Origin of the sequence: Pseudomonas sp. SMV71, assembly GCF_052042015.1 — a bacterium.
GTDB lineage: Bacteria > Pseudomonadota > Gammaproteobacteria > Pseudomonadales > Pseudomonadaceae > Aquipseudomonas.
This window is the reverse complement of sequence record NZ_JBKGGU010000008.1, coordinates 175,284-189,966: the sequence shown is the minus strand read 5'-3', so window position 1 is coordinate 189,966 and position 14,683 is coordinate 175,284. Positions and strand designations below refer to the sequence as shown.

Below are 14,683 nucleotides of genomic sequence, written 5' to 3'. Positions count from 1 at the left end.
CCATGGCCCGTCAAACCGACCGGTCCGAGGATGCTGTAGGGCAAAGCGTCAGCCCTTGCCAGCCGACACCATGAATCATTGAGCGCACTGCCAGTGGCCTACGGATTTCATCCGCCGCGTCTTGCCCGCAGCAAAGACATGGCTGGCATCGCTCGACGGCTGGAATTTTTACAGTGCGGACTCCCTTCATGAGAGGTCGCATTCGATGCCAACCCGACATTCATACCCGCCCCGTCACCTCGCCCTGGCCGTTGCGCTGGTGCTGGGTAGTGCTGATATCTGTATGGCTCAGCCATTGGCCGATATCCCCACAACGGCCGAGCTGCAAGGTCGTCTCAAAGCGTTCGCCGAGGCGACGGACACCCATCCGAGCAAGAATCTCAAGCCTCACAAGGACGGCGAGAGGCTGACGGACATCAACGACCTGGCCATCCTCAACGGACGCGGAAAATTCGTTGGTGCCGTGGACGGGGGTGGCGGCACGAACATGCTGAAACTGGACATTGCCAAGGGCGGGAAACTTGAAGAGGCGCGCCATTTCGAGGGGTTGCACCTGACAAAAGGTGAGTGGCAACACACTGGACGCTTCGCTGGCTGGGCTGTGATCGAGCCGAAGACCACACTCGTGAACAGCGGCCATATCGAAGGACCGATCGGCGTGCTCGGTACGTTGGATAACCAGGGCGTGTTGGCCAATCGCATCATTGTCGAGCCCGAAGCGCGCATGACCAACACCGGCACCGTCACCGGCCGTGTGGAGGTGCGCGAGAAAGCCTGGTTCGGTGGCAATGGTACGGTGGAGTGGCTCAACGTCGCGGGCCAGCTGGAAATCGGCCCACAGACCGGTGCGCCGTCGGTGGTCCGGGATCTTTCCCTGTCGGAAACGGCCAACCTGATTCACCGGGTCAACGCCGAGGGCCATTACGCCACCCTCGACGTGGGCGGTACCGCACGCCTGGGCAACGCAACATTGACCGTCACCGGCGTGGCGGGCGATGCCATCGAGAACGGCGCGCATACAGTGATCCGGGCGAACGCCATCGAAGGTGAGTTCGGCGAGGTCGTCAATGAACTGGCCTTCATGGACGCCAATGCAGACTACCTGGACAAGGAAGTTCGCCTGATCTACACCCGTAACTACGTACCGGTCACGCTGGCAGCGACCACCGAAAACGGGCAATCGTTCGTCGAGGCTGTTGAAGACCTGCAGCCGCTCAAACCGACAGTGACCGAACCTATCGAAGAAGCCATCATTGCCGAGGCTGCGGCGGCTCCAGCGGAAACAAAAGCAACGGCAACCCCGCTCGTCGAAACCCTGCAAGCAGCGGCTCAAGCCTCGGTCGCCCCGGCGCAAACCGCCCAGCCCCAACCAGAACCCAACACCGCCATCAATGCCCTGCTCGGCACCAACCTGACGACCGCTGCCGACGCCATCGACCAGCTCACTGGCTATGACGTGGCCGACCTGGGCAATGCCACCTTGAGCAGCATCACCCCCATCGGCACCGGGGTGCTCGCGGCCATGGGCCGGAGCAATCCCCAGGGCGCCCATGGCAACGGCCAGGTCTGGGTCCAGGCCATCGGCAACAGCGGCCGCATCGGCAAGCATCTGGACGACTACGCCCTGAAGCATTCGACTACAGGCGTGCTGTTGGGGACCGATTGGGCAATCAGCCCGGCTTGGCGCCTGGGGATCGCCGGCGGCAAGAGCGAGACGCGGCTGGACGGTTATCGATTCGATGGCGGGCTCGACAGTTGGCACGTCGGCGCCTACGCCTTGCGTCAGGACGGGCCGCTGGCGCTACGCCTGGGCGCGGTGTACGGCAATCACGAAGGCAACACCAAGCGCCACGTCGACTTCAATGGCTTCAACGATCGCTTGAAGGGTCGTTACGACGCCAGCACGCAGCAGGTCTTCGGGCAAATCGGCTACAACCTGGACGTTGGTCATTTCGATATCGAGCCCTACGTCCAGCTGGGCTACCAGCGCTACCAACGCGATCACTTCACGGAGAAAGGCGGCGACGCGGCGCTGCAGTTCGAGGGCCAGACCCAAGACCACTACACCAGTGGTCTGGGCCTACACCTCGCCCGCGCCTTCGTTCTGGACCAGGGCACGCGGTTGATTCCCCGGCTGAACGTCGGCTGGAAGCACCTCTATGGCGACATCCGCGGCAGCTCTCGCCAGCGTCTGGTCGACGGCGGCAAGACCTATACCGTCGAAGGCATCGAACTGGACCGGGACAGCCTGCAGCTGGAAGCCGCACTGGACCTGGCCGTTTCGCCGCGACATACATTGGGACTGAGCTACAAGGGTGAAACCGGCCAGGACAATCGCAACGGTGCGTTGATGGGGCAGTGGCGGATGGTGTTCTGACCTGTTCCGTGCAGACCTCCATCCCCTGTGGGAGCGAGCCTGCTCGCGATGACGGCGTCACTATCACCGACTATGCGCGCTGACCCAACGCTATCGCGAGCAGGCTCGCTCCCACAGGGGGTCCGCGAAAATTCAGGCAAAAAAAAGGGGAGCCCATGCCCCCCCGAGGTTAAAACGTTGTATCGAGGCTGTTCGTTCAGCCTTCGATCTCGATCAGGATCTCGCCCGGGTTGACCCGGTCGCCCTTGGCCACGTGGATAGCGGTGACCTTGCCGGGGATAGCCGCCTGGACTTCGGTTTCCATCTTCATGGCTTCGGTGATCAGTACCGCCTGGCCGGCCTTGACCACGTCGCCTTCCTTGACCAGCACATCGACGATGTTGCCCGGCATGGTGGTGCTGACGTGGCCTGGTGCAGTGGCTTGCTTGCGCTTGCTGCTGCCGCCGCCGACGAATTCGTTGAGCGGCTCGAACACCACCTCTTCCGGCATGCCATCGATGGACAGGTAGAAGTGACGCTTGCCTTCGGCCTTGACGCCGACGCCGGTGATGTCGACGCGGTAGGTCTCGCCGTGCACGTCGATGACGAACTCGGTCGGCACGCCTTCGCCGCCAGCAGAGCTGACAGCGCCTGCCTCGGGGATCGGCAACAGCACTTCCGGAGTCAGGGTGCCGGCTTCGCGCTCTTCGAGGAACTTGCGGCCGATGTCCGGGAACATGGCATAGGTCAGTACGTCTTCTTCGGACTTGGCCAGCGCACCGATTTCGCCACGCAGCTTGGTCATTTCCGGCTTGAGCAGATCGGCCGGACGCACATCGATCACATCTTCGCTGCCGATGGCCTGGCGACGCAGCTTCTCATTCACCGACCCCGGCGCCTTGCCGTAGCCGCCTTGTAGATAAAGCTTCACTTCGTTGGTGATGGTCTTGTAGCGCTCACCGGCCAGTACGTTGAAGAAAGCCTGGGTGCCGACGATCTGCGAGGTCGGAGTCACCAACGGCGGGAAGCCGAGGTCTTCGCGCACCCGCGGGATTTCCGCCAGCACTTCGTTCATCCGGTTCAGCGCGCCCTGCTCTTTCAACTGGTTGGCGAGGTTGGAGATCATCCCGCCCGGCACCTGGTTGACCTGGACGCGGGTGTCTACCGCCGTGAACTCGCTTTCGAACTGGTGGTACTTCTTGCGCACGGCGTAGAAGTACAGGCCGATCTCTTGCAACAGTTCCAGGTCCAGACCGGTATCGAACTCACTGCCCTTGAGGGCGGCGACCATCGACTCAGTGCCCGGATGGCTGGTGCCCCAGGCGAAGCTGGAGATCGCGGTGTCGATGTGATCGGCCCCGTTTTCCACGGCCTTGAGTTGGCACATCGCAGCCAGGCCGGCGGTGTCGTGGGAGTGGATGAACACCGGCAGCGATTGCTCAGCTTTCAGTGCCTTGACCAATTCGCCGGTGGCGTAGGGGGTCAGCAGACCGGCCATGTCCTTGATCGCCACCGAATCGCAACCCATGGCTTCCATCTGCTTGGCCTGAGCCACGAAGGCGTCGATGGTGTGCACCGGGCTGGTGGTGTAGGCGATGGTGCCCTGGGCATGCTTGCCGGCAGCCTTCACCGCTTCGATGGCAACCCGCAGGTTACGCACGTCGTTCATTGCATCGAAAATGCGGAACACATCGATGCCGTTGACCGCCGCTTTGGCAACGAATGCGCGGACTACGTCATCGCTGTAATGGCGGTAGCCCAGCAGGTTCTGGCCGCGCAGGAGCATTTGCAGGCGGGTGTTGGGCAAGGCCGCGCGCAGTTGGCGCAGACGCTCCCAAGGGTCTTCCTTGAGGAAACGCACGCAGGCGTCGAACGTCGCACCGCCCCAGACTTCCAGCGACCAGTAGCCGACTTTGTCGAGCTTGTCGCAGATCGGCAGCATGTCTTCGGTGCGCATGCGGGTGGCAAGCAGCGATTGGTGGGCGTCGCGCAGGATTGTGTCGGTGACAAAGATCTTCTTGGACATGTTCATGATTCCTTACAGGCCTGCGTGGGCGGCAATGGCGGCGGCGATGGCCAGAGCCAGCTCTTCGGGTTTGCGCTTGATCGAGTAGTTGGTCAGTTCAGGGTGGCTTTCGACGAAGCTGGTGTTGAACTGGCCGCTACGGAATTCCGGATTGCGCAGGATTTCCTGGTAATACGCGGCGGTGGTCTTGACCCCTTGCAGCCGCATGTCGTCCAGGGCCCGCAGGCCACGGTCCATCGCTTCTTCCCAGGTCAACGCCCAGACCACCAGCTTCAGGCACATCGAGTCGTAGAACGGCGGAATGGTATAGCCGGTATAGATTGCCGTGTCGGTGCGCACGCCCGGTCCGCCGGGGGCGTAGTAGCGGGTGATCTTGCCGAAGCTGGGCAGGAAGTTGTTTTTCGGGTCCTCGGCGTTGATCCGGAACTGCAACGCAAAGCCACGGTGTACGATGTCCTCTTGCTTGACCGACAGCGGCAGCCCGGACGCAATGCGGATCTGCTCGCGAACGATGTCGATCCCGGTGATTTCTTCGGTGATGGTGTGCTCCACCTGCACCCGGGTGTTCATCTCCATGAAGTACACCTCGCCCTCGGCGAGCAGGAACTCCACGGTGCCGGCGTTCTCATACCCCACGGCCTTGGCGGCGCGCACCGAGAGGTCGCCGATATAGGCGCGCTGTTCAGGGGTCAATTGCGGGCTGGGGGCGATCTCGATCAGCTTCTGGTTACGACGCTGGATCGAGCAGTCACGCTCGAACAGATGCACCACATTGCCGAAACTGTCACCCAGGATCTGCGCTTCGATGTGCTTGGGATTGACGATGCACTTTTCCAGGAATACTTCCGCCGAGCCGAACGCCTTGGTGGCCTCGGAAATCACCCGTGGGAAGGCCTGTTCGAGTTCTTCACGGCTGTTGCAGCGACGGATACCGCGACCGCCACCGCCGGAGGTGGCCTTGAGCATCACTGGGTAACCGATACGGTCCCCTTCGCTGAGCGCTTCTTCGATGCCCGACACGTTGCCTTCGGTGCCCGGCGTGACCGGCACACCAGCCTTGATCATGCTGCGGCGCGCTTCGGTCTTGTCGCCCATGCGGCGAATGACTTCAGCCGCCGGACCGATGAATTTGATTCCGCGTTCGGCGCAGATGTCCGCCAGTTCGGCGTTTTCCGAGAGAAAACCGTAGCCGGGATGCAAGGCATCGCAGCCAGTCTCCACCGCCAGGTTCACCAACTTGCGCGGGTTCAGATAACCGGCCAGCGGATCGGCACCGATGCTGTGGGCCTCGTCCGCACGCTTGACATGCAACGCATGCCGATCAGCGTCGGAATAGACCGCGACCGAGCGAATGCCCATCTCGGCGCAGGCGCGCACGATGCGAACGGCAATCTCACCGCGGTTGGCGATCAGGATCTTTTTTATCAATTGGAGGTTCCCTTGAGCCGGTGATACCACGACCTGGAGCCCAGGCCGACGCGTGACCAGATGTAACAATTGGTCGCACATCCACACTAGTCCCGGCTGAGGATTAACAAAAATGAATATTTATTGGGTCGTGTATAAGCAAACCTTTATAGTTGTTCCATCCACCGCGGCTCAGAGTACCTAGCGAATGCGTAAGTCATTGATGCGTATGACATTGCGACAACTTCAGGTTTTCAATGAGGTGTGTGACCTACGGTCCTACAGCCGTGCGGCCGATGAAATGTCGCTCACGCAACCGGCCGTTAGCCTACAGATTCGATCCCTTGAAGAGCTGATCGGCCAGCCGCTGTTTGAATATGTAGGCAAAAAGCTCTACATGACCGAAGCCGCCGAAGCGTTGCAGCGGGCCAGCCGGGACATCTTCGGGCGCCTGGAAAACCTCGATATGCAACTCTCGGACATGCAGGGTTCGCTGCAGGGCCAGCTGAAACTGGCAGTGGAATCCAGTGCCAAGTATTTCGCCCCGCACCTGTTCGCCGCGTTCAAGCGCCAGCACCCGGAGGTGAACCTGAGCCTCACGGTGGTCAATCGCGGCCAGGTCATTCGACGGCTCTCGGACAACCGCGATGATCTGGTGATCATGTCCATGGTGCCTCAGGACATGGGTCTGGAATTCCTACCGTTTCTCAACAATCCCATCGTCGCCGTGGCGCCGCCCGACCATCCGCTGTCCCACATGCCCCCCCTGCGCCTGCAAGATCTGGAACCGTATACGCTGTTGCTGCGCGAACCGGGCTCGGGTACGCGGTTGGCCTGCGAAGAGTATTTCAAGGAGAAACGGGTGCATTTCACCCAGACCCTGGAGGTGGCCTCGGCCGAGGCCCAACGCGAGTGCGTGGTGGCGGGCCTGGGCGTGGCGCTGTTGACGCGCCACGCCGTGAGCCGTGAGTTGTCATCCGGCGCGCTCATCGAACTGCCGGTCGAGGAACTGCCGCTCTACCGCAGCTGGTGCCTGGTGCAGGCCCGGGCCAAGCGCTTGTCACCGGTGGCCCACGCTTTCCTGGCATTCGTGCGCGGCGAGCGCGCTCAGATCATTGGCCTGGTTGAGCGTTTCGACGGGAAGCCAACGGTGACGCCTGCCAGTAATTGAACTCGACCGCGTCAGGAAATTCGCTGATTTCTGCCAGAAGCTGACGCTGCTCATAGCGGTCTTCGATCGCACGACGGAACGCCATGCGGCGCTGGTCTTCTTGCTGACGGCGGGTTTTGACGGCGCTGCGTTCTTCGTAGGACTGGGTCATGTCGAGACTCCCAAGACGTATACGGGAGCTTTACGATGCAGGCGTGGGATGACCGTTTGGCGGCGCATGGGTTACAGAACGATGAATTCAGGGATGAGATTTTGAAGGGACAAAACTGTGGCGAGTGGATTTATCCCCGCTGGGGTGCGCAGCAGCCCCGAGGACGTCCCACCGTCAATGAAATACCAGAGAAAAGCTTGGGACTGCTGCGCAGTCCAGTGGGGATAAATCCCCTCGCCACAGAGCAAGCTCCCTCGCCACAGAAGCTCTGCCTTCGGGGCTCAGTCGTCCAGCGCCTTCACCGACTTGGGCGACAACCGCAGGCTGCGCAGGCTGCGCTTGACGCTCTTGAGGTGGTTGACCAGGCTCGGGCCGCGCGCCATGGCGACGCCCATTGCCAGGACGTCGATGACCACCAGATGCGCGATGCGCGAGGTCAGCGGCGTGTAGATCTCGGTGTCCTCATGCACGTCGATGGCCAGGTTCACCGTGGAGAGCTCGGCCAGTGGCGTCTGGCTCGGGCACAGGGTGATCAGCGAGGCCCCGCTCTCACGCACCAGGTTGGCGGTGATCAGCAAGTCCTTGGAACGTCCCGACTGGGAAATACAGATCGCCACGTCGGTAGGCTTCAACGTGACCGCCGACATTGCCTGCATGTGCGGATCGGAATAGGCCGCCGCTGTGAGCAGCAGCCTGAAGAACTTGTGCTGGGCATCAGCCGCTACCGCGCCGGAAGCACCGAAGCCGTAGAACTCGACCCGCTGGGCCTGGGACATCGCCGTCACGGCTTTCTGCAACGCCACCGGGTCGAGCTTCTCGCGAACCTCCATCAAGGTGTGCAGGGTGGTGTCGAAAATCTTCAGGCTATAGTCGGCGACCGAATCATCTTCATGGATCGCAAACTGGCCGAAGCTCGCCCCGGCCGCCAGGCTTTGCGCCAGCTTGAGCTTCAGGTCCTGGAAGCCAGAGCAACCGATGGCCCGGCAGAAACGCACGATGGTCGGTTCGCTGATGCCAACGCTGTGGGCGAGATCAGCCATGGAGCTGTGCATGACGGCCGCAGGGTCAAGCAGTACATGATCGGCAACTTTCAATTCCGATTTGCGCAGCAGGTGGCGTGACTGGGCGATGTGTTGCAACAGGTTCAAGGGGCTGGACTCTTGTTATTGGCAGGGGCCGGGATGTAGCAATCTTGTAGTTATACTACAAGAATTGGCATTTTGCCTGGTCAAAACGTAACTGGATGGGCTTGGCTACCCCTGGTTTTGGCGGGAAATGCGCCATGTAGCCACCTGCAGCGGCCTTGCGGACATATGAAAATCATCTGACAACAAATCTGGAATGTGGCCGACGGCTTTCGCATCCATGGGCGTAAGGATGCTGACGCGTCAAAGCCCCCGAGCCCACTCATCCGCCCAACTAGTGTTATTGAACACTAGTTGGTTTCCCAGACCGTACCCAAACTAAAAAATCCAACTAACCCTAATAAGCCGAATACATACTATCTTTCAAATCCACGCACACCCTCGTCTTCCCTAATTAATTGCAGCCTCCTATATTGGTGACGCAGGACGCAACACCCACTCAATTACAGGAGTTACAAACATGACTATTAAAACCAAAAACTGGACCGCACAAATCGACCGCATGCCGGGCGCCGCCTCTTTCCGCGCGTTTGGCACCGTAGAAATCCCCAACACCGGCGTTACGCCGACGCTGGTGCGAAGTGCACTACAAGACAAATCTTTTGACTTGCGACTGGAATTGAAGTTGGAGCACTCCAGCGATCCGTCGCTGCAAGTCATCACCGAAAAACACGTTGAATATGCCGTTGCAGGACAGTCGAATGTGACCGGCGTCAGTATCTTTTACCAAGGCGAGCTACTTCATCACATCGATGAAGTTATCATCACCCATTAATTAACACCTTGATCTTCCCACCGGACCGTCACGACACCTGGCGCTGCGGTGGGAAGTTCATTCCATGTACTGTTTCTGTAGCAACCGGACCAGCTCATCAGCCTCGACCGGGCGACTGATGAGGTAACCCTGCACCTCGTCGCATTGCTCGGCTTTCAGGAAGTCGAGCTGTTCGCGCCGCTCCACGCCCTCGGCCACTACCTTGAGCGACAACCCATGGGCCATCGTGATGATCGCCCGGGTGATCGCCGTATCCACGCTGCCCTCTTCCAGCCCGCGAATGAACGCCTGGTCGATCTTCACGTAATCCACCGGGATACGCTTGAGGTAGCTCAAGGACGAATAACCGGTGCCGAAATCGTCGATTGCCAGCTTGACCCCGAGGTCACGCAATTGCTGGAACGTGGCGATGATGTGCTCCACGCTGTCGAGCAATTGGCTCTCGGTCAACTCCAGCTCCAGGTATTGAGGCGCCAGGCCGGTTTCTTCCAGCACTTGCCGCACCAGGCTGACCAGTTTGCCATGGCGTAGCTGATGCACCGACAGATTGACCGACACCCGGATGGGCGCAAGCCCTTGGCGCTGCCATTCGCAGGCCTGCCAACAGGCCTGGCGCAACACGAATTCGCCAATTGGCCCGATGAGCCCGGTTTCTTCGGCCAGACCGATGAAATCCCCCGGCGGGACCTGGCCCATGAGCGGATGCTCCCAGCGCACCAACGCCTCGACGGCGTTCAAGCGTCCGGTCGTCAGGCACAGCTTGGGTTGGTAGAAGACTTTCAACTGCTGCTCTTCGAGGGCCTTGCGCAGCTGATTTTCCAGTTGCAGGCGTTCCAGGGTACTGGCCTGGAGGCTGTCGGTGTAAAACTGGAAATTATCTCCACCCAGGTGCTTGGCATGCTGCATCGCCATGTTCGCCTGGCTGACCAGCGTGGACACTTCCCGTGCATTGTCGGGCAGCAGGCTGATGCCGATAGAGGCACTGACTACCAATTCGTGACCTTCGATGGTCACCGGCAGGCGCAACTTGGCCGACAGACGCGTCGCTACCCTCGCCAGGCTGGAAAGGTTGCCATATGCATCGAACAATACCGCGAACTCATCGCCGGACAGCCGGGCGATAGTGTCCGCCTCGGGAAGCGCATTGATCAGGCGTCTGGCCATCTTCTGTAGTAACTGGTCGGCAATATCGTGACCGAGGCTGTCGTTGAGCAGCTTGAACCGATCCAGGTCGATATGCAGCAACGCCAGACTGCGCCGCCCGCCCTGACGTACCCGTTGGTGAGCCTCGTGGAGGCGCTCACGGAACAACGAGCGGTTCGCCAGGCCGGTCAGCTCATCGTAATGGGTCAGATAGCGCATGCGCTCTTCGGAGGCGCGCCGCGCCGAAAGATCAGCAAAGAAGCCCACGATATGGCTGATATTTCCCCGACTATCGCGCACCACATTCAGTTGCAACCATTGCGGGTACAACTCGCCATTGGCTCTGGCTTCCACCAGTTCACCCTGCCAGGTGCCGTGTTGCTTGAGCGATTGACGGATGATCGGGTAGTGTCGGCGCGCATCGCGACTGCACGGCAGGTCGACCACGTTGCGACCCAGCATGTCATCGATATTGAAACCGGTCACCCGGGTGAACGCCTGGTTGGCGGCCAGTAATGCATAGTTGGGGTCAAAGATCACGATGCCTTCGCTGGCGGCTTCAAACACCGTGGCTGCCAGTTGTCGTTGCTGTTCGAGTTCTTTAGTGGCACTGATGTTTCGCCGGGTACCGACCATGCGCAGCACCCGTCCGCTGGCACTGCGTTCCACCGCACGGCCGCGGTCTTCGATCCATACCCAATGCCCGTCGCCGTGGCGCACCCGATATTCGATCTGGTAATCCTCGCTGCGGCCCTTGAGGTGTTCGACCAACGCCCGCTTGAGCACCGGCAGGTCCTGAGGATGCAGGCGCGGAGTCAGGTGGCCGAGCATCGCCGTGACGTATTCGGGCTCCAGGCCGAACAGTTCCTTGAGTTGGGTGTGATGAACCTCGTCCGTCTGCAGGTTCCAATCCCACAGCCCCAGCTCACTGGCCTTGAGGGCCAAGGCCAGGCGAGCCTCGCTTTTGCTCAGGGCCTGGCTGGCCACCTCCAGCGCCTGGCCGCGCTGGGCCACTCGGGCCTCCAGGCCGGCCTGGGCGGCGCGCAACTGGTCTTCGGCGTTACGACGCTGCTCGACTTCCCGTGCGAGTGCCTCGTTGAGCTGCGCGCTGCAGGTTTGCGCCTGCTGCAAATGCTCGATCAACGCCTGGTTCTGGAACCGCCGCAGCATGCCACTGCGTATCAACCGATTGACTTGCCAGGCCACTACGCTCAACGAAACCAGCACCACCAGCCCGAGCCAGCCCCACCCCCGCTGCTGCTCGTCATCGCCCCAGAACAGATAGAGAATGGCCGGCAACAGGCAGGGCAAGGTAAATGACAGGAACGCCGGCAGACTCACCGCATAGGCAACGCTGGCCGACAAGGTAGCGGCCCCGATCAGCCCGAACACCCAGGCCTGTTGCTGGAAGCTGTCGGCCGGAACCAGAGCGATGCCGGCCCCGGCCAGTGTCAGTCCGGTTAGCGCGGAGCCAAGCAAGAACATGCGCAGCCAGATGGGCTGTGCCTGGCGACTGGGAATCGCCGAATCGAACGCGGCGACCTGAATCACCCGCAACGCGACCAGCGACAGCAACCAGACAAGCCAGACACTCACCAGGAAATAGCGCCGCGGCTCCCAAAGCAGCGCGGCACAAACCAGGCCGTTGATCAGCATGAACAGCGTAGGCAACAGAGAGCCTTGATACAGCAGACGCGTGCGTTCGACCGCCATCTGCGTGGCGTACTGCTTGTAGATGACCCGCGGTTCCACACAAGGGCCCGCCGGATCGGGATTGAGCGTCATTGGCACTGTTGTTGTTCTTATTCAGCGAGGCGTGGAGAACCCGAACATGCAGCGAGCATACACAAGCCATAGGCCATCCCACACTGTCCTGGCTCATAAAATCAGCGAAAAAAGTCACAATTTCCGTTGGTACAACGCCTCCAAGCGAGGCCCACCGATGCCTGTAGGCCATGACCAACCGGTCATCAACAAATGGTCTTTTATCGGCTGGTGCAAAGCTCGGTTTGCCCGGGGTGACTTCGACACCCTAGAATGCCCCGATGCGCGATGATCTCTCCCTTCTGCTGAATTCCCTCAACGATGCCCAACGTCAGGCCGTAGCCGCCTCCGTGGGTCGTCAGTTGGTCCTGGCCGGTGCCGGCTCCGGTAAGACCCGAGTGCTGGTGCACCGTATCGCCTGGTTGATCCAGGTCGAGAATGCCTCGCCCCATTCGATCCTGTCGGTGACTTTCACCAACAAGGCCGCTGCCGAGATGCGTCATCGCATCGAGCAACTGATGGGCCTCAACCCTGCCGGCATGTGGGTCGGTACTTTCCACGGCCTGGCGCACCGCCTGCTGCGGGCACACTGGCAGGGAGCCGGTCTGAGCCAGACCTTCCAGATCCTCGACAGTGATGACCAGCAGCGCCTGGTCAAGCGAGTGATCCGCGAGCTGGGGCTGGACGATCAGCGCTGGCCGGCGCGCCAGGCCCAGTGGTTCATCAACGGACAGAAGGACGAGGGGCTGCGCCCGCAACACATCCAGGCCAGCGGTGATCTGTTCCTGGCAACCATGCGCAGCATTTACGAGGCCTACGAGGCTGCCTGCCAGCGCGCCGGCGTCATCGACTTTTCCGAGTTGCTGCTACGTGCGCTGGACCTGTGGCGTGACCACCCAGGCTTGCTGGAGCACTATCAAAAGCGCTTCCGGCATGTGCTGGTGGACGAATTCCAGGACACCAACGCCGTGCAATACGCCTGGTTGCGCCTGCTTGCCAAGGGCGGCGACAGCCTGATGGTGGTGGGGGACGACGATCAGTCGATCTATGGCTGGCGCGGTGCCAAGATCGAGAATATCCACCAGTACTCCGCTGACTTTCCCGACGCCGAAGTCATCCGCCTGGAACAGAACTACCGCTCCACCGCCGGTATCCTCAAAGCCGCCAACGCCTTGATCGCCAACAACACCGGACGCCTGGGCAAGGAGCTGTGGACCGACGGTGGCGACGGCGAGGCGATCAACCTCTACGCCGCCTTCAACGAACACGATGAAGCCCGCTATGTGGTGGAAACCATCGAGAGCGCGCTGAAAACCGGCCTGGCCCGCAGCGACATTGCCATTCTGTATCGCTCCAACGCCCAGTCGCGGGTGTTGGAAGAGGCCTTGCTGCGCGAGCGGATCCCTTATCGCATCTACGGCGGGCAGCGCTTCTTCGAGCGCGCCGAGATCAAGAACGCCATGGCCTACCTGCGTCTGATCGAAGGTCGCGGCAACGATGCGGCCCTGGAACGAGTCATCAATGTGCCGACCCGGGGCATTGGCGAGAAGACCGTCGAAGCCATTCGCGATCACGCACGGCACAGCCATGTGTCCATGTGGGAGGCCATGCAGCAGTTGGTTGCCAACAAAGGGCTGACCGGCCGCGCAGCCGGTGCGCTGAAGGCGTTCATGGAACTGATCGAGGACCTGGCCACCAAATGCAGGGAAATGCCCCTGCATTCTATGACCCAGACCGTCATCGAGCAGTCCGGGCTGATCGCCTACCACGAAGCGGAAAAAGGCGAGAAAGGCCAGGCCCGGGTGGAAAACCTTGAGGAACTGGTCAGCGCCGCACGCAACTTCGAGAACACCGAAGAAGACGCCGACCTGTCGCCATTGGCTGCCTTCCTTGGCCACGCCTCCCTGGAAGCCGGCGACACCCAGGCTGACGAGCATGAAGACAGCATCCAGCTCATGACTCTGCACAGCGCCAAGGGCCTGGAATTCCCCTACGTATTCCTGGTGGGCATGGAAGAAGGTCTGTTTCCGCACAAGATGAGCCTGGAAGAACCGGGACGCCTGGAAGAGGAGCGACGACTGGCCTACGTCGGCATCACCCGCGCCATGCAGAACCTTGTGCTGACCTATGCCGAAACCCGGCGCTTGTATGGCAGCGAGACCTACAACAAAGTGTCGCGCTTCGTACGTGAAGTGCCGAAAGGCCTGATCCAGGAAGTGCGCTTGTCCAACAGTGTCAGCCGTCCGTTCGGCGGCCAGCAGCAAGGCACCAGCAGCCTGTTCGGCGGCAGCGACATCCCGGAAACCGGCTTCAGCCTCGGCCAGGCCGTGCGCCATTCGGTATTCGGCGACGGCGTGATCCTCAATTTCGAAGGCGCCGGCACGCAGGCCCGGGTGCAGGTCAACTTCAGCGAAGGCAGCAAATGGCTGATGCTGGGGTATGCCAAGCTCGAGGCGATCTAGAAATTTGTGTAGACCCTGTGGGAGCGAGCCTGCTCACGATTGCGCAGTAACAGTCAGCATCCCTACTGACTGACCCACAGCAATCGCGAGCAGGCTCGCTCCCACAATAAGGTTGCCCTCAGTTCTCCGACAGAACTAATCCCTCTTTCCTACAGCCCAAAGCGAACAAGCCCTCTTGCGCGATTGAAGCTGAACCTGAGCTGTCACGCAAAAGCCCGAAACACTCTGCCGCTAGCCAGCAACAGTTCAGCTGTGCAACATGGCGCGCGTGCTATCCACAAAT

Annotated in this window: 9 protein-coding genes; 4 read left to right on the top strand and 5 right to left on the bottom strand. The window is 60.8% G+C overall.

Annotated features, from left to right (window positions below):
* Positions 1-283 precede the first annotated feature (283 nt).
* Positions 284-2,377 (top strand): autotransporter outer membrane beta-barrel domain-containing protein, encoded by a 2,094-nt coding sequence (locus ACLEJQ_RS10690; protein ID WP_440794721.1) that lies wholly within the window; start codon positions 284-286, stop codon positions 2,375-2,377.
* A 196-nt stretch (positions 2,378-2,573) separates the two neighbouring features.
* Here the strand turns inward: ACLEJQ_RS10690 and oadA are convergent, their stop codons facing one another.
* Complete coding sequence (gene oadA, locus ACLEJQ_RS10685) at positions 2,574-4,382, bottom strand: sodium-extruding oxaloacetate decarboxylase subunit alpha (protein ID WP_440794719.1); 1,809 nt, start codon at positions 4,380-4,382, stop codon at positions 2,574-2,576.
* Between the two features lie 12 nt (positions 4,383-4,394).
* Positions 4,395-5,810: an acetyl-CoA carboxylase biotin carboxylase subunit gene (locus tag ACLEJQ_RS10680; protein ID WP_440794717.1), complete on the bottom strand. Its 1,416-nt coding sequence runs from the start codon at positions 5,808-5,810 to the stop codon at positions 4,395-4,397.
* A 187-nt stretch (positions 5,811-5,997) separates the two neighbouring features.
* Between ACLEJQ_RS10680 and ACLEJQ_RS10675 the strand changes: the two genes are divergently transcribed.
* Positions 5,998-6,960 carry a LysR family transcriptional regulator gene (locus ACLEJQ_RS10675; protein WP_440794715.1) on the top strand — a complete coding sequence of 321 codons (963 nt, stop codon included), beginning with the start codon at positions 5,998-6,000 and terminating at the stop codon, positions 6,958-6,960.
* Here ACLEJQ_RS10675 and ACLEJQ_RS10670 read toward each other — a convergent pair.
* Both ACLEJQ_RS10670 and hexR read right to left on the bottom strand, forming a co-directional pair.
* Positions 6,902-7,111 (bottom strand): PA3496 family putative envelope integrity protein, encoded by a 210-nt coding sequence (locus ACLEJQ_RS10670; RefSeq protein ID WP_440794713.1) that lies wholly within the window; start codon positions 7,109-7,111, stop codon positions 6,902-6,904. The genes ACLEJQ_RS10675 and ACLEJQ_RS10670 overlap by 59 nt on opposite strands.
* A gap of 281 nt (positions 7,112-7,392) precedes the next feature.
* Positions 7,393-8,259 (bottom strand): transcriptional regulator HexR, encoded by an 867-nt coding sequence (gene hexR, locus ACLEJQ_RS10665; protein ID WP_003187110.1) that lies wholly within the window; start codon positions 8,257-8,259, stop codon positions 7,393-7,395.
* Between the two features lie 457 nt (positions 8,260-8,716).
* On the opposite strand from hexR, the gene ACLEJQ_RS10660 reads away from it, so the two are divergent.
* The gene (locus tag ACLEJQ_RS10660) at positions 8,717-9,031 is read left to right on the top strand and encodes a hypothetical protein (protein WP_440794711.1); all 315 of its coding nucleotides are present in this window, start codon (positions 8,717-8,719) and stop codon (positions 9,029-9,031) included.
* Between the two features lie 57 nt (positions 9,032-9,088).
* Here ACLEJQ_RS10660 and ACLEJQ_RS10655 read toward each other — a convergent pair whose 3' ends face one another.
* Positions 9,089-11,959 carry an EAL domain-containing protein gene (locus ACLEJQ_RS10655; protein ID WP_440794709.1) on the bottom strand — a complete coding sequence of 957 codons (2,871 nt, stop codon included), beginning with the start codon at positions 11,957-11,959 and terminating at the stop codon, positions 9,089-9,091.
* Positions 11,960-12,219: 260 nt separating this feature from the next.
* Between ACLEJQ_RS10655 and uvrD the strand changes: the two genes are divergently transcribed.
* Entirely contained in the window at positions 12,220-14,400 is a 2,181-nt protein-coding gene (uvrD, locus tag ACLEJQ_RS10650) for a DNA helicase II (protein WP_440794707.1), read from the top strand.
* Positions 14,401-14,683: the final 283 nt, after the last annotated feature.

What these genes read in the sequence shown, in the direction of transcription:
- ACLEJQ_RS10690 (WP_440794721.1), top strand. Translation starts at nt 284, where the DNA reads ATGGCTCAGCCATTGGCCGATATCCCCACAACGGCCGAGCTGCAAGGT.
- oadA (WP_440794719.1), bottom strand. Translation starts at nt 4,382, where the DNA reads ATGTCCAAGAAGATCTTTGTCACCGACACAATCCTGCGCGACGCCCAC.
- ACLEJQ_RS10675 (WP_440794715.1), top strand. Translation starts at nt 5,998, where the DNA reads ATGCGTAAGTCATTGATGCGTATGACATTGCGACAACTTCAGGTTTTC.
- ACLEJQ_RS10670 (WP_440794713.1), bottom strand. Translation starts at nt 7,111, where the DNA reads ATGACCCAGTCCTACGAAGAACGCAGCGCCGTCAAAACCCGCCGTCAG.
- ACLEJQ_RS10660 (WP_440794711.1), top strand. Translation starts at nt 8,717, where the DNA reads ATGACTATTAAAACCAAAAACTGGACCGCACAAATCGACCGCATGCCG.
- ACLEJQ_RS10655 (WP_440794709.1), bottom strand. Translation starts at nt 11,959, where the DNA reads ATGACGCTCAATCCCGATCCGGCGGGCCCTTGTGTGGAACCGCGGGTC.
- uvrD (WP_440794707.1), top strand. Translation starts at nt 12,220, where the DNA reads ATGCGCGATGATCTCTCCCTTCTGCTGAATTCCCTCAACGATGCCCAA.